This window comes from Sinorhizobium sp. 22678, from assembly GCF_052044265.1.
GTDB classification, from domain to species: Bacteria; Pseudomonadota; Alphaproteobacteria; order Rhizobiales; family Rhizobiaceae; genus Sinorhizobium; species Sinorhizobium meliloti_A.
Map to the genome: position 1 here is coordinate 240239 of NZ_JBQEMS010000009.1, position 22317 is coordinate 262555.

Consider the following 22317-nt stretch of genomic DNA (forward strand, 5'->3'; position numbering starts at 1 on the left):
TTAGTTCATCTATTCCGCCGCGATGACCTTCGGCGCTTCGGCGGAGGGAATGCGGCAAGTTACTGCCGTGCCTTCGCCCTCCTTGCTGCGGATCGAAACATTGCCGTGGTGAAGACTGACGAAGCTCTCCACGATGGACAGGCCCAGGCCCGCGCCGCCGCGCTGGCCATAGCTTTCGAAGCGGTTGAACACGGTGTTGAGAACGTCCTGCGGGATCCCTGGCCCCGTGTCGGTGACTGAGAAGGCAAAGTCGCTCCCCTCGCGCCAGCATTTGAGCTCGATCGTACTTCCGTCCGGGGCGAAATTCGCCGCATTGGTGAGAAGCTTTATGAAGATCTGCTTCAGCCGTTGCTGGTCCGCGGTAATGCGGCCGAGATTGTCGGGCGCTTCGGTTCGAAGCGACACGCCGCTCTCGATCAGCCGGTCGCCCATCTGCTGCGTCACGTCGTCGATCAGATCGATGAGATTCACTTCCGCGAGTTCGAGCTCGACGATGCCGGCATCGACGGTCGCAAGATCGAGGATGTCGTTGACGATCGTCAGAAGCAGCGACGAGGAGGTGGCAATGTGGTCGACATATTCGGCCTGGCGATCGTTGAGTTCGCCGAACACCGGCGTTTTGAGAAGGTCGGCAAAACCGATGATGTTCGTCAGCGGCGAGCGCAGCTCGTAGGAGACGTGGTGCACGAAATCGTTCTTCAGCGCATCCGCCTTGCGCAGCGCTTCGTTCTTTTCGGTGAGCGCGCGCTCGACGCGGACGCTGTCGGTGATGTTGACGAAGGTCAGCATCGTCTGGGCGTTGGGCAGCGGAATGACCGCGTAGTCGAGGATGAGGCCGGTGCGCAGCTCCAGAATGCCGCGGCTCGACGGCCGCTCGTCGTCGAAGCTTGTGATGATATGGGCGAAGCGCTTCCAGCCGTCCGGCTGGTCGTAGGAGGCGAGACAAGCCTGCTCGATCGCGCGGATATGGGTGCCCGGCTGCGCCTCGGTCTCATTGATGCCCCAGATCGCCCGGAAGGCCGGATTCGAAAGCCGGATGCGGCCGTCGGGTCCGAAAACGGCGACGCCTTCGGCGAGATGATCGATCGTTTCGCCCTGGACCTGGACCAGCGTGTTGTAGCGCGTTTCCAGATCGACCCTTTCGGTCAGGTTCTCGAACACCCAGGTGGCGCCGCCCTGCGGCCGCGCGGTGGCGAAAACGCGAAGCGTCTGGCCGTTCGGCAGGTGCCAGAGATCGGACTGCGTATCGATCGCCTGATAGACGGAAAGCGCACTCGTCTTCCATTGCTTCCAGTTGAGCTGCTCCGGCAGCTTGCCGCCGGCACGCAGCCGATCGAGCACCTCGCCGTTGTCGGGCTTGCGCTCGAGGAATCCCATGTCGAGATCCCAAAGCCGCTGGAAAGCCTGATTGTAGAACTGCAGCCGCTGATTGCCGTCGAAGATCGCCACCGGCGTCGCCAGGTGTTCGAGCGTCTCGGCATGGCTCTTGAGCGTCCGCGCCAGCTCCTCGCGCACCGCTTCGATGCCGGAAACGTCGATCGCGATTCCGGCAGAGCCGGCAGGCGTGCGGGCGTCCACGACGTCGAAAAACGTCCGGTTGCCCCTGACCACTGTCGAAACCTTGTCGCGGAACGGCGTCTGGAGCGTCGAGACCGCCCGGATCCGCTCGCGCGCCGTGGTCGCAAGCAGCTCGCGCTCTTCGGCGACGGCCGTGCTCGCGCTCTGGGTTTCGACCGCATTGGCATAGGCCGCATTGACCCATTCGAGCCTGCCGTCTCCTGCGCGCTGCCACGCGGGAAGATCGACGGCGTCGAGCAGCGTCCGCAACGTCGAAAGCGAAGCATGCAGCTGGTCGCGTTCGAGCTTCAACTCGGCGAGTTCGGCCCTGAGATTGTTGAGCGCGATGAAGCGCACGAAGGCCCGCCCGCCGGATACGCGGCCCTGCGCCTCGAGGACCTCGTTACGCTGGGTTTCGAGCACGAGATCGAAGCTCTGCGCCTGGGCACGCAAGGATTCGATCGCCTTTTCGAGCAGACCTGCCGATTGCGGCTTGATCCAGCGGCCGAAGGCGAGAAAGTCCCGGTCGTCCTGCGGCGCGCCGGTTTCGACCGGAAGCTGACCGAGGAATTCCGGGCGCTCCGCGAGCCCGTCCCAGATCACGATGCGCCGGTTCTTGTCCGCAATGAGAGCCTGGAAGCGGGAAATGCGCTGGTTCGCGTCGGATAGATTGGAACGAAGCTCGCGGTTCTCGGCCTCAATATTGCCGCGCTGGCGGATGAGCCAGATCGCCGAAATCATGGCGGCGGAAATGACGCCGATCAAAACGGAGAAGGTCACCACCTCCGTCGTGCCGAATATGCTTCTGCCGGGATCGGTGGCCTGAGCTGCGGCATCGCTTGCCGCAAGCAATACCGTTCCCGCAAGGAGCCGCTTGAGCAGTCTCGGCGCCCCCTGCCGTCCTGCAGAAGACATGGATTCATGTGTTTTCACGGCGCCGTCCCCGTTCGTCCGGAAAGTGCCGGCGACCTTGCGCCCCCGCGCGCCGGAGCCCGTTCAAAGGCTCCTGTCAGTTCCGATTGCATCTCCGGTCTGTCTCCGTCTGTTTGCCGCCTGTCCGACAAGACATCCCATTTCGACCGCGCCGCCGGCCCGAAAAATCCAGACCGGCATAACGAATCGATAAGCTAAACATACTTCTTTGACGATTCGGCTGAAAGTGCGAGCCCCAAAAAAGCGGCCGCGATCTCTTGTCAAGATCGCGGCCACAAGATGTTGTGGATTGCTCGGGTAAGGATCAGTACCGGTAGTGTTCGGCCTTGAACGGACCCTGCTGCTTGACGCCGATATAGGAGGCCTGTTCCTCCGAGAGCTCGGTCAGCTTGGCGCCGAGCTTGGTGAGATGCAGGCGCGCCACCTTCTCGTCGAGCTGCTTCGGCAGCACGTAGACCTCGTTCTTGTACTGATCGCCCTTGGTGAAGAGCTCGATCTGCGCCAGAACCTGGTTGGAGAAGGATGCCGACATGACGAAGGACGGATGTCCGGTGGCGTTGCCGAGATTGAGCAGGCGGCCTTCCGAAAGCAGGATGATGCGGTTGCCCTTCGGGAACTCGATCAGATCGACCTGCGGCTTGACGTTCGTCCACTTCAGGTTCCGAAGCGCCGAGACCTGAATCTCGTTGTCGAAATGGCCGATATTGCCGACGATCGCCATGTCCTTCATCGCGCGCATGTGCTCGATGCGGATGACGTCCTTGTTGCCGGTGGTGGTGATGAAGATGTCGGCGGACGATACGACGTCTTCGAGTTGGACGACTTCAAAGCCGTCCATGGCCGCCTGGAGGGCGCAGATCGGGTCGACTTCCGTGACCTTGACGCGTGCGCCGGCGCCGCTGAGCGAAGCCGCCGAGCCCTTGCCGACGTCGCCGTAGCCGCAGACCACCGCGACCTTGCCGGCCATCATCACGTCGGTGCCGCGGCGGATGCCGTCGACGAGCGATTCCTTGCAACCGTACTTGTTGTCGAACTTCGACTTCGTGACGCTGTCGTTGACGTTGATCGCCGGGAAGGGCAGCAGGCCCTTGGCCTGGAGCTGGTACAGGCGGTTGACGCCCGTGGTCGTTTCTTCCGTCACGCCCTTGATCGCGTCACGCTGCTTGGTGAACCAGCCCGGTGTCGCGGCGAGGCGCTTCTTGATCTGCGCGAAAAGGATCTCTTCTTCTTCGGAGCCCGGATTCGTCAGAATGTTCTCGCCGGCCTCGGCGCGGGCGCCGAGCAGGATGTACATGGTCGCGTCGCCGCCGTCGTCGAGAATCATGTTTGAGACGCCGCCGTCGGCCCATTGGAAGATCTTGTCGGTGTAGGTCCAGTATTCCTCCAGCGTCTCGCCCTTGACGGCGAAGACGGGTACGCCGCTCGCAGCGATGGCGGCGGCAGCGTGGTCCTGGGTCGAGAAGATGTTGCACGAGGCCCAGCGCACTTCGGCACCGAGCGCAACCAGCGTCTCGATCAGCACGGCGGTCTGGATGGTCATGTGGAGCGAGCCGGTGATGCGGGCGCCCTTCAGCGGCTTCGATGCGCCGAACTCCTCGCGGCAGGCCATCAGGCCCGGCATTTCCGTTTCGGCGATGGCGATTTCCTTGCGGCCGAAATCGGCAAGCCCGATGTCGGCGACGATATAGTCCTGAGTTGCGCTCATGAAGTTCTCCAGGCTGATCCTAGGGCCGCGCGGCCACATGGCCGTTTGGCGGCATGACAGTGCCTCCCGCGATCGCGGGCAGCGTGCCTTCGGTCTATCAGGAAACCCCGTGGAGGGCAACCGACATATAAAGAGGTCTTTATATGTTTATATCGGTTACATCTCTTCGCCGAACTTGTCGCGAACCAGCGTATCCAGCGCGTTGAGCGCTTCTTCGGCCTGAGCGCCGCTGGCGGTGACGAAGACCGAGCAGCCGGTGCTGGCCGCCAGCATCATCAGCCCCATGATCGAGGTCCCGCCGACGGTCATGCCGTCCTTGGAGACGGTGATCTCCGCGTCGAAGGTCTCGACGGTCTGCACGAATTTCGCGGAGGCACGCGCATGCAGGCCGCGTTTGTTGACGATGAGCAGTTCGCGCGTCAGAGCCGTGTCGGGGCGGTGATCCATCATTTTCCACTCAGAACCCGACTGGCGACGTTGATGTATTTGCGCCCCGCCTCGGAGGCTTCCACCAACGCCTTGTCCATGTCGCTTTCGCCGCGCACGCCTGCGAGCTTGATCAGCATCGGCAGGTTGACGCCGGCGATGACCTCGACGCTGCCGCCGCGCATCACCGAAATGGCGAGATTCGAAGGGGTGCCGCCGAACATATCCGTCAGGATGATGACGCCGTCGCCTTGATTGGCCTTCTCGACGGCGTCGAGGATATCCTGACGCCGCTGATCCATGTCGTCCTCGGGGCCTATGCAGACGGTCTCGATAGCTTTTTGCGGACCGACGACATGCTCCAAAGCATGCCGAAACTCATCCGCCAGCTTGCCATGAGTGACAAGCACAAGTCCGATCATGGGTATCTTTGCTCCAACTGCATATGCAACTCGTTGATGGCCAGATATCGCAATGCAGCAATTTCGTCCACCTGTTGGGGGCGCCATCTTGGCAAGGAAAAGGCGAAGTGCAAGCCAAAAATGCCGAAAAAGCAGCCGCACTGCCTTCCGATAAGGCTAAAGTCCTACATTTTCGGGCAGAAGGGCGGCGAGCGTGTCGAGCGGTGACAGCGGCCCCTCGACCGGGAGGCGCAACAGCAGCAGATTTCGCCCGATCCCGAGCTGCAGCTCCTCCTCCTCCGGCGGCAGACGCGGCTCGAAGGGTGCCCTGACCGGCGTGATCGCCCAATCGAGAACACAGGCGGAGACGGTACCGACTTCCGCAATTCCGGATCCGCGGATTTCGAGGAGCCCGCGAATGGCGGCAGGGCAGCGCGCGACGATGCGCCCGTTCTCGAGCGTCAGATCCACGCGGTCGTCCGCGACGAGCGCGGCGAAGCGGCCCCGGCGTCTCACTTGCGAGAGGCAGGAAAGCGCGAGCGCCGACTTGCCCGAGCCGGACGGCCCTGTGATCAGCAGCCCGGTCGTGCCGAGAACGATCGCGGTTCCGTGGACATTGATGAAGGGCGCATTCACGGGTGCGGCTCGGCGAGCAGCGAGAGAACGAAGCGGGCGCCGCCGATGTGGCCGTCCTTGCCGGTGATGTTCTCGGCTCTGAGCGTTCCGCCATGCGCCTCGGCGATCTGGCGCGAAATCGAAAGGCCGAGCCCCGAGTTCTGGCCGAAGTCCTCGCCCTCCGGCCGGTCGGTGTAGAAGCGCTCGAAGATACGGTCGATGTCCTCCGCCTGGATGCCCGGGCCGTTGTCTTCGACATAGACGATGCAGCGCGATCGCGACCGGGTCAGCCGGACGACGATGCGGCCGTTCTGCTCGGAGACGAAGGAGCGGGCGTTTTCGATCAGGTTCGTGATGATCTGACCGATGCGCAGTTCGTAGCCGCTGACGATGAAGCTTGCGCGCGGGTTGTCCTTACGGTCGACGACGAAGTCGAGCAGCACCGGTTTCTTGCTGCCCCGGATCTGGCGTGAAATTTCGACGAGGTCGCCGAGCAGCTTTTCGAGGTCGACCTTCTTCGCGTCGGCGCGTGCAAGCTCCGCATCCAGGCGCGAGGCGTCGGAGATATCGCTGATCAGCCGGTCGAGCCGTCGCACGTCGTGCTGGATGACGTCCATCAGCCGCTTCTTCGATTCCTCGTTGCGCGCGAGCGGCAAGGTTTCGACCGCGCTGCGGAGCGACGTCAGCGGATTCTTGAGTTCATGGCTCACATCGGCGGCGAAGTTCTCGATCGCCGCGATGCGGTCGTAGAGCGCCGTCGTCATTTCCCGGAGCGCCACGGAAAGATTGCCGATCTCGTCCTGGCGGGATGAGAAGTCGGGGATCTCCTCCCGTTCCTTGGCGCCGCCGCGGCGCACGCGGATGGCCGCGGCCGAAAGCCGCCGCAGCGGGTTGGCGATCGTCGACGAGAGAAGCAGCGAGAGGATGACGTTGACCAGCGCCGCCACGCCGAAAACGCGGATGATCGCCAGCCGTTCTGCATGGACGATCTTGTCGATGTCGCCGGCCTGGGTGGAGAGGAGGAGCACGCCGAGGACCGCGCGGAAGCGCTGTACCGGAACGGCAACCGAAACGATCAGCTCGCCCTTCTCGGTCACGCGCACCACGGCGCCGCGCACGCCGGTCAGGGCGTTCATCACCTCCGGATAGATCGAGCCGTTTCCGCCGGGCGGCTCCTTGTAGAGCGGCAGGTCGCCCGGCTGCAGCAGCCGGTTGAACCAGGTGCCGAACTCGTCGGCGAGGCTCGGACTTTCCGGATCGACCGGCGGCAGGTCGAAACGAAGCACCTGTCCGCCGCTATAGAGGTGGCGCGAATCGAGCAGCAGGTCGGCATCGGCATCGAAGAGGCGAGCGCGCGTGCGCGTCGGCGAGATCAGTCTTCTCAAGACCGGCGCCACGCGTTCCTGAATGATCGGGAATTCGAGGTCTTCGTCGCTCGGCAGCGGCGTGATGCTTTCGCCGGCCTGCAATTCGAGCAGCTTTTCCGGATCGATGGTGATCGAATTGGTGTCCACCGAGGCGGAGGCCGAGATGGCGCCGGCGATGATCTCGCCCTGCGTCAGAAGGCTCTCCACCCGGGCGTCGATCAGACCTTCCCGGAACTGGTTGAGATACATGATCCCGCCCACGAGGACCACGAGCGCGACCAGGTTGAAGAAGACGATGCGCCGCGTGAGGCTCGAGAAGACCGCATTGCCGAACAGGCGCCGGATCAGCGTAAAGGGATGCGCCCATCGCCGCTGCCCGCGCAGCGTCGATGCCCGTCCTTCCGCTTCTTCGATATCGCCCTGCAAGACTTCTACCAAGTCTCCCGCTCCCGCGCCGCGACCTTCGCTTCTGCCCGCGTCGCCTGTCGCATTCGCCCGTTCCCGCGATGCCCTACGCCAGCCGGCGCTGCTGCGCAAGCGCTAGCAAGGGAGGTACGGGCGGCAACGCTCCGGCCACGAGTGATCCGCAATCCGCCGGCTCGCTCCCTCAGGCCGTTTCGCGGAAACGATAGCCGACGCCGTAGAGCGTCTCGATCATGTCGAAGTCGTTGTCGACCATCTTGAACTTCTTGCGAAGCCGCTTGATGTGGCTGTCGATCGTGCGGTCGTCGACATAGACCTGTTCGTCATAGGCGGCATCCATCAGCGCGTCGCGGCTCTTCACCACGCCGGGTCGCTGCGCCAGTGCGTGCAGGATGAGGAACTCCGTGACGGTCAGCGTGACGGATTCGTTCTTCCAGGTGCAGGTATGCCGCTCCTGATCCATGACGAGCTGGCCCCGTTCGAGCGAACGGGAAGGCGTGTCGACATTCTTCACCGGTCCGGCGCCTCCGGCCGCAGCCTCCCGGTTGGCCGCGCGACGCAGGATCGCCTTGACGCGCTCCACCAGGAGGCGCTGTGAGAAGGGCTTGGTGATGAAGTCGTCGGCGCCCATCTTCAGACCGAAGAGCTCGTCGATCTCCTCGTCTTTCGACGTGAGGAAGATGACGGGCAGGTCGGACTTCTGTCTCAGCCGCCGCAACAGCTCCATGCCGTCCATGCGGGGCATCTTGATGTCGAAGATAGCGAGCTGCGGCGGACGCGCCAGCAGACCCTCCAGCGCCGATGCGCCGTCCGTATAGGTTTCGACCTTGTAGCCCTCGGCTTCCAGCGCGATGGACACGGACGTCAGGATGTTGCGGTCGTCATCGACAAGCGCGATGGTCTGCATCTTATTCTACTCCGTTTCGAGGCCCGGTTGCCGAGACGCTTCGAGATGCGTTGCAAGAATCGCGGCAACCGCGAGTCACGGCCGCGTTAATTGAGTATAAAGGTGGAACAAATTGTGGCGAAGTGCAAAAGCACCTGATCCGGTTCCCCTGCAGCCGGCCGCGCAGCTGGGTTTCCGGAAGCCGCGATTCAACCGATTAAAAAATGCATATTTCTCTTTAAATCGATTAATATACTGAATTCATTATTGTTTTAGAATTGACTATCTTGTCTTGGATCGGCCTTGCCGGTATGTTCCGACGAAATTCAACGCCAATGGCCAACCACGAAGGAAGCTTGACCATGGATGAGCTCGGGAGCCGCAATCCCTCTATCGGACTGGAATCGATCGGATTCTCCGACCTCTCGGTCGTCCGCTACAACTTCGAGGCGCCGCAGCTTTACGAAGAAGCCCTGGCCCGCGGTGAAGCCGAACTGACGGTCCATGGAGCCCTTTGCGCCCGCACCGGCCAACACACGGGCCGCTCGCCCAAGGACAAGTATGTCGTGCGCGACGCCAACACCGCCGACCAGATCTGGTGGGACAACAACAGCGCGATTTCGCCGGAGCATTTCGAGCTTCTTCGTCAGGACATGCTCGCGCATGCCAAAGGCATGTCGCTCTACGTCCAGGACCTCGTCGGCGGTGCCGACCCGGAGAACGCGCTACCGACGCGCGTCGTCACCGAGTTCGCCTGGCACTCGCTGTTCATCCGCAATCTGCTGATCCGCCCGGAGCGCGAGGCGCTTCCGTCTTTTCAGCCGAAGCTGACGATTATCGACCTGCCGAGCTTCAAGGCCGATCCCGCACGCCACGGCTGCCGCAGCGAGACGGTCATCGCCTGCGACCTGACAAACGGCCTCGTGCTGATCGGCGGCACGTCCTATGCGGGCGAGATGAAGAAGTCGGTTTTCACCGTCCTCAATTACCTGCTGCCCAAGAAGTCGGTGATGCCGATGCACTGCTCGGCCAATGTCGGGCCTGCCGGTGACACGGCGATCTTCTTCGGCCTCTCGGGTACCGGCAAGACGACGCTCTCCGCCGATCCGAACCGCACTCTGATCGGTGACGACGAGCACGGCTGGAGCGAAAAGGGCGTCTTCAATTTCGAGGGCGGCTGCTATGCCAAGGCGATCCGCCTGTCGGAAGCGGCAGAGCCCGAGATCTTTGCGACGACGCGCCGCTTCGGTACGGTGATGGAGAACGTCGTCCTCGACGAGCGGCGCCTTCCTGACTTCGACGACGGTTCGCTGACGGAGAACACCCGCTGCGCCTATCCGCTGCACTTCATTCCGAACGCCAGCAAGACCGGCACGGCGCCGCAGCCGCGCACGATCATCATGCTGACGGCGGACGCCTTCGGGGTTTTGCCGCCGATCGCCAAACTGACGCCGGAACAGGCCATGTATCACTTCCTCTCCGGCTACACCGCCAAGGTCGCCGGTACCGAAAAGGGCGTGACGGAGCCGGAGGCGACTTTCTCGACCTGCTTCGGCGCTCCCTTCATGCCGCGCCATCCGTCCGAATACGGCAATCTTCTCAAGGACCTCATCGCCAGGAACGGCGTCACCTGCTGGCTCGTCAACACCGGCTGGACCGGCGGCGCCTTCGGCACGGGAAGCCGCATGCCGATCAAGGTGACGCGCGCGCTTCTTTCGGCGGCTCTCGACGGCTCGCTGAACAGCGCCTCGTTCCGCACGGATGCGAATTTCGGGTTCGCGGTGCCGGTGTCGGTACCGGGGGTCGAGGCCGGCATTCTCGACCCGCGCTCGACCTGGGCGGATGGTGTGGCTTATGACGCCCAGGCACGGCGACTCGTCGACATGTTCATCGCCAACTTCGCCAAGTTCGAGCGCCACGTCGACGGCAGCGTGCGCGACGCAGCCCCGGGCGCGAGGGTGGCCGCCGAATAATCCGGTCTCTTGCCATGATTCACGTGAAACCCGGCTGCCTGCGGCCGGGTTTTGCATTTGCGGCCGGTTTTCAAGCATGCGATAGAAACGGCCGAGGAAGATTCATGGCAAGCGAACCGCTTTACATCAACGAAAACATCGTGATCGCCGGATGGGAGCTCACGGAGCAATTCGTGCTGGCCGGCGGCCCGGGCGGACAGAACGTCAACAAGGTCTCGACGGCCGTCCAGCTCTTCTTCGACGTACAGGCTTCGCCGTCCCTGCCGGAGCGCGTCAAGGCCAACGCCTTGAAGCTCGCCGGACGGCGCGCCTCGAAGGAGGGCGTCCTGATGATCGAAGCCAATCGCTTCCGCAGTCAGGAACGCAACCGCGAGGACGCCCGCGAGCGGCTGAAGGAGCTGATCCTGAAGGCGGCGGAACCGCCGCCCCCGCCGCGCAGGAAGACGAAGCCGACGCGCGGATCGATCGAACGCCGGCTGAAGGAGAAATCCGGCCGTTCCGAAATCAAGAAGCTGCGCGGCCGCCCTGGCGGCGACTGACCGCGCCCGAAAGTTGCGCCCGCGCCCTTGTCTTTTGCCCGCAACCGCACTCTCTTATCCGCTGACGCATGTCGCCAAGCCGTACGGCGGTCGTGGGGAAGACGACATGTGCAGGCTCCAGCCGCGCGAGAGAGGAGACAAGCATGGGTTTGTTCGATTTTATCAAGAATGCGGGAAAGAAGCTCGGAATCGGCGGCGACGACACGCCGCCCGATGCGGCAAGCGTCGAAAAGGAGCTCGCGTCCCATGATCTCGGCACCAAGGACGTCAAGGTCGACGTCGTGGACGACAAGGTCGTGCTGAAGGGTGTCGTCAAGGACCAGTCCACCTTCGAGAAGGCGGTCGTGGCCGTCGGCAATACGCTCGGCATATCCAAGGTCGAGGCATCCGAGCTCAAGGTCGCCGACGGCGCCGCCGCGCCGGCCGAGGCGAAGGCCCCGGTCTTCTACACCGTGAAGAAGGGCGACAATCTCTGGAAGATCGCCGAGGCCCATTACGGCAAGGGCAAGGGCGCCAAGCACACGGCGATCTTCGAAGCGAACAAGCCCATGCTCACCCATCCCGACAAGATCTATCCGGGCCAGGTGCTGCGCATCCCCGATCTGGATGCCGGCTGAACGAAGGCTGTTTCGGGTCGATCCCGACCCCGGTGAGCGCTATGTACCTGTCATCTCCCGCCGGATCTGCTGACGGGAGGATTCGATCGATGCCGTATGACAGGATGCCGCCAATGCTTGTGCTGCCGAAAGGGGTGAGACACATTCCCGGTTTTCTCGACCGTTCGCGCCAGCAGGAACTGGTCGAGGCCGTCCGCGCCGTCGTCGCGGAGGCTCCGCTCTTCGCGCCCGCGATGCCGAAGACCGGCAAACCCTTGTCCGTGCGCATGACCAATTGCGGCGCGCTCGGCTGGGTCACCGACCGCGAGCGCGGCTACCGCTACCAGGCGACGCATCCGGTCACCGGCAAGCCATGGCCGCCGATTCCACACATGCTGCACGACATCTGGAATGCCGTGGCCGGAAGCGACAAGTCCCCCGAGGCCTGCCTGGTGAATTTCTACTCGGCAGAGGCGCGCATGGGGCTCCACCAGGACCGGGACGAGCGCGATCTCGAGACTGCCGTCGTTTCGATCTCGCTCGGCGACGACTGCCTTTTCCGCGTCGGCGGCCGCACACGCGGCGGACAGACCGTGTCGTTCAGGCTCGAAAGCGGCGACGTCGTCGTGCTCGGCGGCGAAGGACGGCTCGCTTTCCACGGCGTCGACCGCATCTATCCGAACACGTCGACGCTCCTGAAGAGCGGCGGCCGGCTCAATCTGACGCTGCGACGGGTCAATCCTTGAAGCTTCGCCCCGCCCGAAGCGGTTCCTTTCCCGCAGGCGGTGCGGTTCCCCTCAAAGCTTCCTGAGCGCCACCGTCTGCGTCAGGTGGTTGGGGCCCTTCTGCAGGATGAGATCGGCGCGCGGCCGCGTCGGCAGAATATTCTGATGCAGGTTCTTCAGATTGATATTGTGCCAGAGGCCCTCGGCGATCGCGCGCGCCGCATCCTCGCTGATCGTCGCATAGCGATGGAAGAAGGATTGCGGGTTCTGGAACGCGGTTTCGCGCAGTCGCATGAAGCGGTTCACGTACCAGCTGTGGATCAGGCTCTCCTCGGCATCGATATAGATCGAAAAGTCGAAGAAATCCGAGACCATCGGCACGATCTTGCCGTCGGCCGGCAGATCGCGCGACTGCAGCACGTTTATCCCCTCGAAAATGAGGATGTCCGGCCGGTCGATCACCTGGAACTGGTCGGGGATCACGTCATAGGTCAGGTGCGAATAGGTAGGAGCCTTGACGTTCGGCCGGCCCGCCTTGATCGCCGAAAGGAATCTGAGCAGCGCGCCGATATCGTAGCTCTCGGGAAATCCCTTGCGATCCATCAGGTTTTCCCGCTGGAGAACCGCATTCGGATAAAGGAAGCCGTCGGTGGTGACGAGGTCGACCTTCGGGCTCGAGGGCCAGCGCGCGAGAAGCTCCGCAAGGATGCGTGCCGTCGTCGACTTGCCGACGGCGACCGAGCCGGCGACCCCGATGACGAAGGGCGTCTTCGTCTCGTTCGACATGCTCAGGAAGCGGGTGCGCTGCCGGAAGAGGATCTGCGACGCTTCCACATGGGCGGAGAGGAGCCGTGAGAGCGAGAGATAGATCCGCCGCACCTCGTCGAGATCGACCGGATCGTTGAGCGAGCGCAGGCGCTGCACCTCGTCGGCCGTCAGCGTCAGCGGCGTGTCGGCGCGAAAGCGCGACCATTCCTCCGCGGAGAAGACGTGATAGGGCGAATATTCGCCCCCCTGGAGATTGCCCGGAATGTCGGCCGGTTCGATGTCTTCCGCGGCGATGCTCATGGATTCTGCCGGTTCGCCTTTTCCTGCAGGCCGGATTGGCTCGTCCGCCTGGCCAGTTCGCTCATCACATCCTGCAACGGGACGGCGGCGATATTCAATACGACCATAAGATGATAGAGGAGATCGGCACTCTCATCGACCAGATTCTTCCGGTCCTCGCCGACCGCGGCAATGACCGTTTCCACCGCCTCCTCGCCGAGCTTCTTGGCAGCCTTCGTCTGCCCGGCCGCCACCAGCTTGGCGGTCCAGGACTCCTCCGGCGCCGCCCGGGCGCGGGACGCCACGATCTTCTCCAGGTCGGAAAGGGTGAAGTCGGTCATTATCGGATCCCTTCTCGTTGACAGCGCCGCCTCAATCAAGCCGCATGGCGATGCCGTGCTCGGCCATGTGGCGCTTCGCCTCGCCGACGCTGTAGGTGCCGAAGTGGAAAATCGAGGCGGCGAGCACGGCAGTCGCATGGCCGTCGCGGATGCCCTCGACCATGTGGTCGAGCGTGCCCACGCCGCCGGAGGCGATGACGGGAGCGCGTACCGCATCGGCGATCGCCCGTGTCAGGCTGATGTCGTAGCCGCTCTTCGTACCGTCTCGGTCCATGGAGGTGAGAAGGATTTCGCCGGCGCCGAGTTCGACGACCTTTTGCGCAAATTCGATCGCGTCGATGCCTGTCGTTTGCCGCCCGCCATGGGTAAAGATCTCCCAGCGGTCCGCCTCGCCTTGCGCCGAGACTTTCTTGGCGTCGATGGCGACGACGATGCACTGGTCGCCGAATTTGTCGGCGGCTTCCGCGACGAATTCCGGGTTCTTCACCGCCGCCGTGTTGATCGACACCTTGTCGGCGCCGGCAAGCAGGAGCTTGCGGATGTCCGCCACCTGGCGCACGCCGCCGCCGACGGTGAGCGGCATGAAGCATTGCTCCGCGGTGCGGGCGACGACGTCGAAGATCGTTTCGCGATTGTCGGAAGAGGCGGTGATGTCGAGGAAGCAGAGCTCGTCGGCCCCGGCCGCGTCATAGGCGCGTGCCGCCTCCACCGGGTCCCCGGCGTCGATCAGATCCACGAAGTTCACGCCCTTGACGACGCGGCCATCCTTCACGTCGAGGCAGGGGATTACACGGGCTTTAAGGGTCATCGCATCTTCCCCTTTCTTGCTTCGCGGATCAGATCCAGAGCTTCCTTCGGATCGATCCGGCCGTCATAAAGCGCCCGACCGGAGATCGCGCCTTCGAGCTTTTGCGCATCCGGTTCGGTCATGCGGCGGATGTCGTCCATCGAGGCGAGGCCGCCCGAGGCGATGACCGGGATTGAAACCGCGTCCGCGAGTTCGAGCGTCGAGGCCCAGTTGATGCCGGTCAGGATGCCGTCACGGTCGATGTCGGTATAGATGATCGCCGCGACGCCCGCGCCCTCGAACTTCCTGGCAAGTTCGATCACCCCGAGCTCGGACGCTTCCGCCCATCCCTCGACGGCGACCTTGCCGCCCTTCGCATCGATGCCGACCGCGACCCGTCCCGGGAACTTGCTGCAGGCTTCGATCACCAGGGCGGGATCGCGCACCGCGACGGTACCGAGGATGACGCGCTTCAGCCCGCGCGAAAGCCAGTTCTCGATATGCTTCAGCGTGCGGATGCCGCCGCCGAGCTGCACCGGGTTCTTGGTCGCCCTGAGGATGGCGTCGACCGCCGCACCGTTGACGGTCTCCCCGGCAAAGGCGCCGTTCAGGTCGACCACGTGCAGCCATTCGAAACCCTGCTCCTCGAAGGCGCGCGCCTGGGCGGCCGGGTCGGGATTATAGACTGTCGCCTGCTCCATGTCGCCGAGCTTCAGGCGCACGCATTGCCCGTCCTTGAGGTCGATCGCGGGAAAGAGGATCATTTGTTCGTCCGATCAGAAATGACGCGGCAGCCTCAGGGCTTCCAGCGCAGGAAATTCGAGATGAGGGCGAGGCCGAGCGCCTGGCTCTTTTCCGGATGGAACTGCGAGCCCGCCTTGTTGTCGCGCGCGACGAAGGCCGTCACCGGGCCGCCATAGTCCGCCTCCGCCACCACGTCTTCGGCACGCTCCGCCGCGAGGTGGTAGGAATGGACGAAATAGGCGTGCAGACCGTTCTCGCCGGTCGGAATGCCGTCAAAAAGGGCGTGCGCGCGCTTGAGATCAAGCGTGTTCCAGCCGATCTGGGGGATCTTGAGCGAGCGGTCCTCGGGCGTCATCTCGACGACATCGCCGGCGATCCAGCCGAAACCCTTCGTCACCGTCTTTTCGAGTCCGCGCGACGACATGAGCTGCATGCCGACGCAGATGCCGAAGAAGGGGCGGCCAGCTTTCTCGACCGCCTCCGTCAGCGCTTCCTCCATGCCCTCCACGGCGGCGAGGCCGCGGCGGCAGTCGGCATAGGCGCCGACGCCCGGCAGCACGATCCGATCGGCCGTGGCCACCCGTTCCGGCCTGTCGGTGAGATCGATTTCGGCCGCGATGCCGGCCTCGCGGGCGGCGCGCTCGAAGGCCTTGGTGGCCGAGCGCAGGTTGCCGGATCCGTAGTCAATGATGGCGACCCGCATCAGCGCTCTCCATAGGATTCAAAAAAGCCGAGCCCGGCGGCGGCGCCCGGCCGTCCCGTAGCGGACCTGTCGGCCGACGGCATGGGAGCTGCATCTCCTGCAGGCGCTGACGGCTCGGCGTTCGAGTAATAGATTTCTTCGGCCGTCTCGAGATCGCGTGCCGGAACGACCGAACGAAACGTCCAGTCGCGTGCCGAGAGCTTGCGGGCGATGAGAAGCGGGCCTTCGAGCGACACGATGAGACCCAGCGCCAGATGGACGAGCAGCGCTGCGCTGAAGCCGCCGGGCACCGATGCCGCAAGAAGCAACAGGAACTGCAGAACGGAAACGAAGATTCCGATGAGCCACGCGCGTTTGACGATGAGCCACGGACCGGGGAAGAAGAAGGCGGTCCAGGAGAACCCGTCGGCGATGAACCGTGCCCTTTCGTCGTCGGCCGGTGCGCCGGGCGGGGTCATGATCAGGTAGGAGGCCATGGTCTTTAAACCAGATATTGGCCGGCTCAGGCGAGCGTCCCTTTGGTCGAGGGGACGCGTCCCGCCTGGCGCGGATCGATTTCGGTTGCCGTGCGGAGCACGCGGGCGACGGACTTGAAGCAGGTCTCGGCGACATGATGGTTGTTGGCGCCGTAGATGTTCTGCACATGCAGCGTGATCCCGGCATGCTGGGCGAGCGCCTGGAAGAATTCGCGCACGAGTTCGGTGTCGAAGCTGCCGATCTTCGGCGACGTGAAGGTCACGTTCCAGACGAGGAAGGGCCGGCCGGAGACGTCGACGGCGGCGCGCGTCATCGTCTCGTCCATGGCGAGGTCTATGGAGGCATAGCGGGTGATGCCGCGGCGATCGCCGAGCGCCTTGGCCAGCGCCTGTCCGATGGCGATGCCGGTGTCCTCGACGGTGTGGTGATCATCGACATGGAGGTCGCCCTCCGCCTTGATCTCCATGTCGATCAGCGAATGGCGCGAGAGCTGGTCCAGCATATGGTCGAAGAAGCCGACGCCGGTCGCGATCTTCGATACGCCCGTTCCGTCGACATTGACCGAGACGGATATGGCGGTTTCATTCGTCTTTCGCGAAACTTGGCCGGTGCGGCTCGGCGTCATGTCTGCCATCAGGCTCTCCTGTCTGCACTCTCCGATGACTTTGGGCCAGCCGGCCTATCGGAGCAACATCGTTTTCGGGCGTCGCGGAGAGGGGCGACAAAGCCACCTTCGATCTTCGCATTCCGTCACAGAGCCGCTCCTTATCAGGGGAGGCATGAAATATCCAGAACTGCGACGGAGATTCGGTGCGCCGCAGCGACGTGAAAACGAAAGCCGCCTGGGCGCGCGTTCGCGCATTTGCAATCGCGCGGCTGCGACTTACATAGGCCTCAGGCAACCAGGCTCATCGCGAGCCGCATCCCCCCGGCTTATCGGGCCCAAAGGTACTTTCATGAGCGAACACAATCCTTACGGAACGATGCATGCGACCACCATCATCACGGTGCGCAAGGGCGGCAAGGTGGTAATGGCGGGCGATGGCCAGGTGAGCCTCGGCCAGACGGTTATGAAGGGCAATGCCCGCAAGGTCCGCCGCCTGTCGAAGGGCGACGTGATTGCAGGCTTCGCCGGCGCGACGGCGGACGCCTTCACGCTTCTGGAACGGCTGGAGGCGAAGCTCGAGCAATATCCCGACCAGCTGATGCGCGCGGCCGTAGAGCTCGCCAAGGACTGGCGTACCAACAAGTACCTGCGCAATCTCGAGGCGATGATGCTGGTTGCCGACCGGACGGTGACGCTGGCGATCACCGGCAACGGCGACGTTCTAGAGCCCGAGCACGGGACGATCGCCATCGGTTCGGGCGGCAACTATGCCTTTGCCGCGGCGCGGGCGCTCATGGACAGCGACAAGTCGGCCGAGGAGATCGCCCGCCGCGCGCTGGAGATCGCCGGCGACATCTGCGTCTACACCAACCACAACGTCGTCGTGGAGACGCTGGATGCCGAATGAGCCGGCAGAGGTCAGCTTCGAGCCGGTCGCCGAGGGCCACCTGCCGATGCTCCTCGCCTGGCTTTCCGAGCCGCATGTCCGGCAGTGGTGGGGCGATCCCGATGTGGAACTCGGGCTGATACGGGACGGTTGCGCGAAGGGTGAGGTCGACGGTTTCGTCTTTCGTGTGAAGGGGGAGCCGGCCGGCTATATCCAGTCCTGGATCCCGTCGGAATATGACGAGGAGCCCTGGGCCAAGGACCTGTCGGGCGACACGCCCGGCGTCGACATCTTCATCGGCCCGCCCGAAATGACAGGCAAAGGCGTCGCCGCCATGGCGCTCAGAGCCTTTGCCGCAAGACTGTTCGAAAGCGGCGCCGCGCGCATCGTCATCGACCCCGACGCCGGCAACCGCCGCGCCGTCCGAGCCTATGCGAAGGCCGGTTTCGTACCTTTTGGCGAATGGATAGACGAGTCCGGTCGAACCCTCCTGATGGAGCTCGAGCGGACGGAATTTGAGAGGAATCGATGAGCAACTTTTCACCCAGGGAAATCGTGTCGGAGCTCGACCGCTACATCATCGGCCAGAAGGACGCGAAGCGCGCGGTTGCCATTGCGCTGCGCAACCGCTGGCGCCGCCAGCAGCTCGACGACGAGCTGCGCGACGAGGTCATGCCCAAGAATATCCTGATGATCGGTCCGACCGGCGTCGGCAAGACGGAGATTTCCCGTCGCCTCGCCAAGCTCGCCGGCGCGCCCTTCGTCAAGGTGGAGGCAACGAAGTTCACGGAAGTCGGCTATGTCGGCCGCGACGTGGAGCAGATCGTTCGCGATCTCGTCGAGGTCGGCATCAGCCTCGTGCGGGAGAAAAGGCGCGCCGAAGTGAAGGCGAAGGCTCATCAGAACGCCGAGGAGCGCGTTCTCGACGCGCTGGTCGGCACCACCGCCTCGCCGGCAACCCGCGATTCCTTCCGCAAGAAGCTGCGCGCCAACGAGCTCGACGACAAGGAGATCGAGGTCGATGTCGCCGAAACCGGCTCGCCCGGCGGCGCCTTCGAGATCCCGGGAATGCCGGGCGCCAATATCGGCGTCCTCAACCTTTCGGAAATGTTCGGCAAGGCACTCGGCGGCCGGACCAAGAAGATCAAGACGACGGTCAAGGACTCCTATGCGCTCCTGGTAAACGACGAGTCCGACAAGCTGCTCGACAACGAGCAGATCCAGCGTGAGGCGGTGGCGGCGGCGGAAAATGACGGCATCGTCTTCCTCGACGAGATCGACAAGATCGCCACCCGCGAAGGCGGCATCGGTGCCGGCGTGTCGCGCGAAGGCGTTCAGCGCGACCTCCTGCCGCTGGTCGAAGGCACGACGGTGGCGACGAAATACGGGCCGGTGAAGACCGATCACATCCTCTTCATCGCCTCCGGCGCGTTCCACGTCGCCAAACCGTCGGACCTTTTGCCGGAGCTGCAGGGGCGCCTGCCGATCCGCGTCGAGCTTCGGGCCCTCACCAAGGAGGATTTCCGCCGCATTCTGACCGAGACGGAGGCGAGCCTCATCCGCCAGTACAAGGCGCTGCTCGAGACCGAGGGCGTTGCCCTCGACTTCACCGAGGACGCGATCGACGCGCTGGCGGAGGTGGCGGTCCAGCTCAACGCCAATGTCGAGAACATCGGCGCGCGCCGCCTGCAAACCGTGATGGAGCGTGTGCTCGACGATGTCTCCTTCAACGCGCCCGATCGCGGAGGCCAGGGCGTCACGATCGATGCCGATTACGTTCGCCGGCATGTCGGGGATCTGGCGGCCAATACCGACCTGTCGCGCTACATCCTCTGACGCCCGGCCTCCGTCGAGGCCAGCCGATCACCGAATTGTGGGGCGCCTGTCACTCGACAGGCGCCTTCGTTTTCTCTAGATCGATCAGCAGCCGTTAAGAATTAAGGCATCATTCCGACATGATTCTGCCTTAGGGGCGCGCCGAAACCGGCGGGGTCCGCCGGCTTCTTGGAAGAGTCTACAGGAAAACTGATAGTGCGCCTCACCGCCTGCATGCTCGTGATCTTCACATTTTGCCTCGCCGCCGGTCCTTCGGCTGCGAGCGGGATACTCATCGTTCCGCAGGGCAATCGCCACGTCGAGCAGCCGGGCGTTCCGGGCGCCTCGGTACGCCGCACCAAAGCCGGCCGCACATCCTTCGACGCGAAGTACGAGAAGGTGCGCGAGCTTCTTGCCACCGACCGCAAGCTCGTCGGCAAGATCAAGTCGGTCGCCGGCGCCTACGGCATCGCGCCCATTCACATGATCGGGGCGATCGTCGGCGAACACACCTACAATGTCGACGCCTATGACCGGCTGCAATCCTATTACGTCAAGGCGGCCGCCTATGCGGGCGACAGCTTCCAGTTCGGCTATCAGGGCGAGTCCATCGCCGAATTCGTCGAGCGGCCCCAATTTGCCGAATGCGCCGGCAAGAAAGGCTCCTACGCGCTCTGGACCTGCCGCGAGCGGGTCTGGGACAGCCAGTTCCGCGGGCATACCGTGGCCGGCAAATCCTTCCCGAACAACCGCTTCAGCGCCGTCTTCTTCCAGCCGTTCTTCGCCGGGCAGACCTTCGGTCTCGGCCAGATCAATCCGCTGACCGCATTGATGCTGACGGATATGGTGTCGCGCGTTTCCGGTTATGAGCGCCTCGACGAAAACAATGCCGCAGGCGTCTATGAGGCGATCATGGACCCGGACGTGTCGCTTGCCTATATGGCCGCCTCCATCCGGCATTCGATCGATGCCTATCGCTCGATTGCGGGCATGGATATCTCCGGCAATCCGGGCCTGACGGCAACGCTCTACAATGTCGGCAATCCGGATGCGCGTGCGGCCGCGCTTGCGGCAAAGAACCAGGGGGGCGAGGTCCACTGGCCGGAGGAGAACTATTACGGCTGGCTCGTCAACGACAAACTGGCAGAGCTCGAAAGCCTTTTGTGATCCTTTATCGCCGGGCAGCGGATTCATCGCGATTCACGTGAAGCATTTTCTTGATTGCGCCGTAAAAAACTGGAACGGTACGCGACCAGAGCATTCCGCAATTCCGGACTGAGAACCGCTGCGCACTTTTCCTGGAATTGCTCTGGGAAAGGCATACACATGGATACGCGACCGGAGCCATTCGAGCCGCCCGCGCCCGTCCCGCGCACCGGCATCCCCTCGCGGCTCGAGATCATCCGCACGGTTCTGCGAAACCCGCTCGAGCTCTGGGGCGAGCCTTCCTACACGCTTCCCTGGATCGAGACGAAGTTCATCAATCAGCGGACGCTTATCGTCAACGATCCCGGCCTCATCCGCTATATCCTCGTCGAGAACGCCGCCAACTACGAAATGTCGAATGTCCGGCGGCTGATCCTGCGCCCGATCCTGCGCGACGGCCTCCTGACGGCGGAAGGAGAGGTCTGGAAACGGTCGCGCAAGGCGATGGCGCCGGTCTTCACGCCAAGGCACGCAAAAGGCTTTGCCGGCCAGATGCTTCGCGTTTGCGAGGCCTTCGTCGGCCGCTACGCGGGTGCTTCATCGGAACCCTTCGTCACCAATGTCGCCGTGGACATGACGGAACTCACCTTCGAGATCCTGGCCGAGACCCTCTTTTCCGGCGAGATCGCCGTCGAAAAGCAGGGCTTCGCCGCCAATGTCGAGGAATTGCTGCATCGAATGGGGCGCGTCGATCCGATGGACCTCCTGGTTGCGCCGAGCTGGGTTCCGCGACTGACCCGCATCGGTGGCCGGAAAGTGCTCGACCGTTTCCGCGGCGTCGTTTCCGAGACGATGTCTCTGCGCCGGCGACGGATGGCGGAAGCGCCCGGCGAGGTCCCGAACGACTTTCTGACCCTCCTTCTGCAGTTGGAAGGTCCGGATGGGCTTACGACCTCCGAGATCGAGGACAATATTCTCACCTTCATAGGTGCCGGCCACGAGACCACGGCACGGGCGCTCGCCTGGTGTTTCTATTGCGTCGCCAATACGCCCGCCTATCGCGAGACGATGGAACAGGAGATCGATTCGGTTCTTGCAAGCGGCGCCGATCCGGTCGACTGGCTCGGGCGCATGCCGCATGTGCTTGCCGCCTTCGAGGAGGCGTTGAGGCTTTATCCGCCGGCGCCATCCATCAACCGCGCCGCGATCGAGGAGGATGCGTGGACTTCCCCGGAAGGTGAGCGCGTGCCGATCCGCAAGGGAATATCGGTGCTGGTCATGCCCTGGACGCTCCACCGGCATGCGCTCTACTGGCAGAAACCCCGCGCCTTCATGCCGGAGCGCTTCCTTCCGGAAAACCGGGACAAGATCAACCGCTTCCAGTACCTGCCCTTCGGCGCTGGCCCGCGCATCTGCATCGGCGCGACCTTCGCGCTGCAGGAGGCGGTTATCGCGCTTGCCGTGCTCATGCACCGCTTCCGCTTCGACCTGACAGACGAGACGCATCCCTGGCCTGTTCAAAGGCTGACGACGCAGCCGAGGGGTGGCTTGCCGATGAAGGTGTCTGCCCGGGTGAAGTAGGGCCCCCGTTGGTGGGATACGCCCGCCGTCAGACACG

Annotated in this window: 23 protein-coding genes; 9 read left to right on the forward strand and 14 right to left on the reverse strand. The window is 63.6% G+C overall.

Going from position 1 to position 22317, the window contains the following annotated elements:
* Positions 1 to 9 precede the first annotated feature (9 nt).
* From ACTJKL_RS16005 to chvI, 7 genes are all read right to left on the reverse strand, one after another.
* Positions 10 to 2490 carry a sensor histidine kinase gene (locus ACTJKL_RS16005; protein WP_100672602.1) on the reverse strand — a complete coding sequence of 827 codons (2481 nt, stop codon included), beginning with the start codon at positions 2488 to 2490 and terminating at the stop codon, positions 10 to 12.
* A 304-nt stretch (positions 2491 to 2794) separates the two neighbouring features.
* The gene (gene ahcY, locus ACTJKL_RS16010) at positions 2795 to 4195 is read right to left on the reverse strand and encodes an adenosylhomocysteinase (RefSeq protein ID WP_100672601.1); all 1401 of its coding nucleotides are present in this window, start codon (positions 4193 to 4195) and stop codon (positions 2795 to 2797) included.
* A gap of 156 nt (positions 4196 to 4351) precedes the next feature.
* Entirely contained in the window at positions 4352 to 4645 is a 294-nt protein-coding gene (locus ACTJKL_RS16015; protein ID WP_018098658.1) for an HPr family phosphocarrier protein, read from the reverse strand.
* Positions 4642 to 5043, reverse strand: coding sequence for a PTS sugar transporter subunit IIA (locus ACTJKL_RS16020; protein WP_018098657.1), 402 nt, complete (start codon positions 5041 to 5043; stop codon positions 4642 to 4644). The genes ACTJKL_RS16015 and ACTJKL_RS16020 overlap by 4 nt, the downstream gene beginning before the upstream one ends.
* Positions 5044 to 5199: 156 nt before the next feature.
* Complete coding sequence (locus ACTJKL_RS16025; protein ID WP_275597080.1) at positions 5200 to 5658, reverse strand: HPr kinase/phosphorylase; 459 nt, start codon at positions 5656 to 5658, stop codon at positions 5200 to 5202.
* The gene (chvG, locus tag ACTJKL_RS16030; RefSeq protein WP_440853296.1) at positions 5655 to 7388 is read right to left on the reverse strand and encodes a two-component system sensor histidine kinase ChvG; all 1734 of its coding nucleotides are present in this window, start codon (positions 7386 to 7388) and stop codon (positions 5655 to 5657) included. Before chvG ends, ACTJKL_RS16025 begins: the two co-directional genes overlap by 4 nt.
* Before the next feature lie 223 nt (positions 7389 to 7611).
* Positions 7612 to 8334, reverse strand: a complete 723-nt coding sequence (chvI, locus tag ACTJKL_RS16035) for a two-component system response regulator ChvI (RefSeq protein WP_440853280.1) — start codon at positions 8332 to 8334, stop codon at positions 7612 to 7614.
* 341 nt (positions 8335 to 8675) lie between these two features.
* Here chvI and ACTJKL_RS16040 point away from each other — a divergent pair, with 341 nt between their 5' ends.
* The 4 genes from ACTJKL_RS16040 to ACTJKL_RS16055 all read left to right on the forward strand — a co-directional run bounded on the left by ACTJKL_RS16040 (position 8676) and on the right by ACTJKL_RS16055 (position 12167).
* Complete coding sequence (locus tag ACTJKL_RS16040) at positions 8676 to 10286, forward strand: phosphoenolpyruvate carboxykinase (protein ID WP_275597079.1); 1611 nt, start codon at positions 8676 to 8678, stop codon at positions 10284 to 10286.
* Between the two features lie 104 nt (positions 10287 to 10390).
* The gene (gene arfB / locus ACTJKL_RS16045; RefSeq protein WP_100672599.1) at positions 10391 to 10825 is read left to right on the forward strand and encodes an alternative ribosome rescue aminoacyl-tRNA hydrolase ArfB; all 435 of its coding nucleotides are present in this window, start codon (positions 10391 to 10393) and stop codon (positions 10823 to 10825) included.
* A gap of 143 nt (positions 10826 to 10968) precedes the next feature.
* A complete protein-coding gene (gene lysM, locus ACTJKL_RS16050; RefSeq protein ID WP_018098651.1) occupies positions 10969 to 11442 on the forward strand; it encodes a peptidoglycan-binding protein LysM in 474 nt (157 codons plus the stop codon).
* A gap of 113 nt (positions 11443 to 11555) precedes the next feature.
* Complete coding sequence (locus ACTJKL_RS16055; protein WP_440853281.1) at positions 11556 to 12167, forward strand: alpha-ketoglutarate-dependent dioxygenase AlkB; 612 nt, start codon at positions 11556 to 11558, stop codon at positions 12165 to 12167.
* Positions 12168 to 12218: 51 nt separating this feature from the next.
* Here ACTJKL_RS16055 and coaA read toward each other — a convergent pair whose 3' ends face one another.
* From coaA to hisB, 7 genes are read right to left on the reverse strand one after another with little or no spacing between them, the layout of a single operon-like run.
* Entirely contained in the window at positions 12219 to 13214 is a 996-nt protein-coding gene (gene coaA, locus ACTJKL_RS16060) for a type I pantothenate kinase (protein ID WP_018098649.1), read from the reverse strand.
* Positions 13211 to 13534, reverse strand: a complete 324-nt coding sequence (locus ACTJKL_RS16065) for a phosphoribosyl-ATP diphosphatase (RefSeq protein ID WP_275597077.1) — start codon at positions 13532 to 13534, stop codon at positions 13211 to 13213. The genes coaA and ACTJKL_RS16065 overlap by 4 nt, the downstream gene beginning before the upstream one ends.
* A gap of 31 nt (positions 13535 to 13565) precedes the next feature.
* Positions 13566 to 14342 (reverse strand): imidazole glycerol phosphate synthase subunit HisF, encoded by a 777-nt coding sequence (gene hisF, locus ACTJKL_RS16070; protein ID WP_440853282.1) that lies wholly within the window; start codon positions 14340 to 14342, stop codon positions 13566 to 13568.
* Positions 14339 to 15085: a 1-(5-phosphoribosyl)-5-[(5-phosphoribosylamino)methylideneamino]imidazole-4-carboxamide isomerase gene (gene hisA / locus ACTJKL_RS16075; RefSeq protein WP_440853283.1), complete on the reverse strand. Its 747-nt coding sequence runs from the start codon at positions 15083 to 15085 to the stop codon at positions 14339 to 14341. The genes hisF and hisA overlap by 4 nt, the downstream gene beginning before the upstream one ends.
* A gap of 32 nt (positions 15086 to 15117) precedes the next feature.
* Positions 15118 to 15768, reverse strand: coding sequence for an imidazole glycerol phosphate synthase subunit HisH (gene hisH, locus ACTJKL_RS16080; RefSeq protein WP_127710548.1), 651 nt, complete (start codon positions 15766 to 15768; stop codon positions 15118 to 15120).
* Positions 15768 to 16244 carry a DUF2628 domain-containing protein gene (locus ACTJKL_RS16085; RefSeq protein ID WP_440853284.1) on the reverse strand — a complete coding sequence of 159 codons (477 nt, stop codon included), beginning with the start codon at positions 16242 to 16244 and terminating at the stop codon, positions 15768 to 15770. The genes hisH and ACTJKL_RS16085 overlap by 1 nt, the downstream gene beginning before the upstream one ends.
* A gap of 26 nt (positions 16245 to 16270) precedes the next feature.
* Entirely contained in the window at positions 16271 to 16879 is a 609-nt protein-coding gene (hisB, locus tag ACTJKL_RS16090) for an imidazoleglycerol-phosphate dehydratase HisB (protein ID WP_440853285.1), read from the reverse strand.
* A 322-nt stretch (positions 16880 to 17201) separates the two neighbouring features.
* Here hisB and hslV point away from each other — a divergent pair, with 322 nt between their 5' ends.
* From hslV to ACTJKL_RS16115, 5 genes are all read left to right on the forward strand, one after another.
* The gene (gene hslV / locus ACTJKL_RS16095; protein ID WP_003531980.1) at positions 17202 to 17759 is read left to right on the forward strand and encodes an ATP-dependent protease subunit HslV; all 558 of its coding nucleotides are present in this window, start codon (positions 17202 to 17204) and stop codon (positions 17757 to 17759) included.
* A complete protein-coding gene (locus ACTJKL_RS16100) occupies positions 17749 to 18270 on the forward strand; it encodes a GNAT family N-acetyltransferase (RefSeq protein ID WP_275597072.1) in 522 nt (173 codons plus the stop codon). Before hslV ends, ACTJKL_RS16100 begins: the two co-directional genes overlap by 11 nt.
* Complete coding sequence (hslU, locus tag ACTJKL_RS16105) at positions 18267 to 19574, forward strand: ATP-dependent protease ATPase subunit HslU (protein WP_018098641.1); 1308 nt, start codon at positions 18267 to 18269, stop codon at positions 19572 to 19574. Before ACTJKL_RS16100 ends, hslU begins: the two co-directional genes overlap by 4 nt.
* 195 nt (positions 19575 to 19769) lie before the next feature.
* Positions 19770 to 20720 carry a DUF1402 family protein gene (locus ACTJKL_RS16110; protein ID WP_440853286.1) on the forward strand — a complete coding sequence of 317 codons (951 nt, stop codon included), beginning with the start codon at positions 19770 to 19772 and terminating at the stop codon, positions 20718 to 20720.
* Positions 20721 to 20879: 159 nt separating this feature from the next.
* The gene (locus ACTJKL_RS16115; protein ID WP_100672590.1) at positions 20880 to 22280 is read left to right on the forward strand and encodes a cytochrome P450; all 1401 of its coding nucleotides are present in this window, start codon (positions 20880 to 20882) and stop codon (positions 22278 to 22280) included.
* The last annotated feature ends 37 nt before the right edge of the window (positions 22281 to 22317 follow it).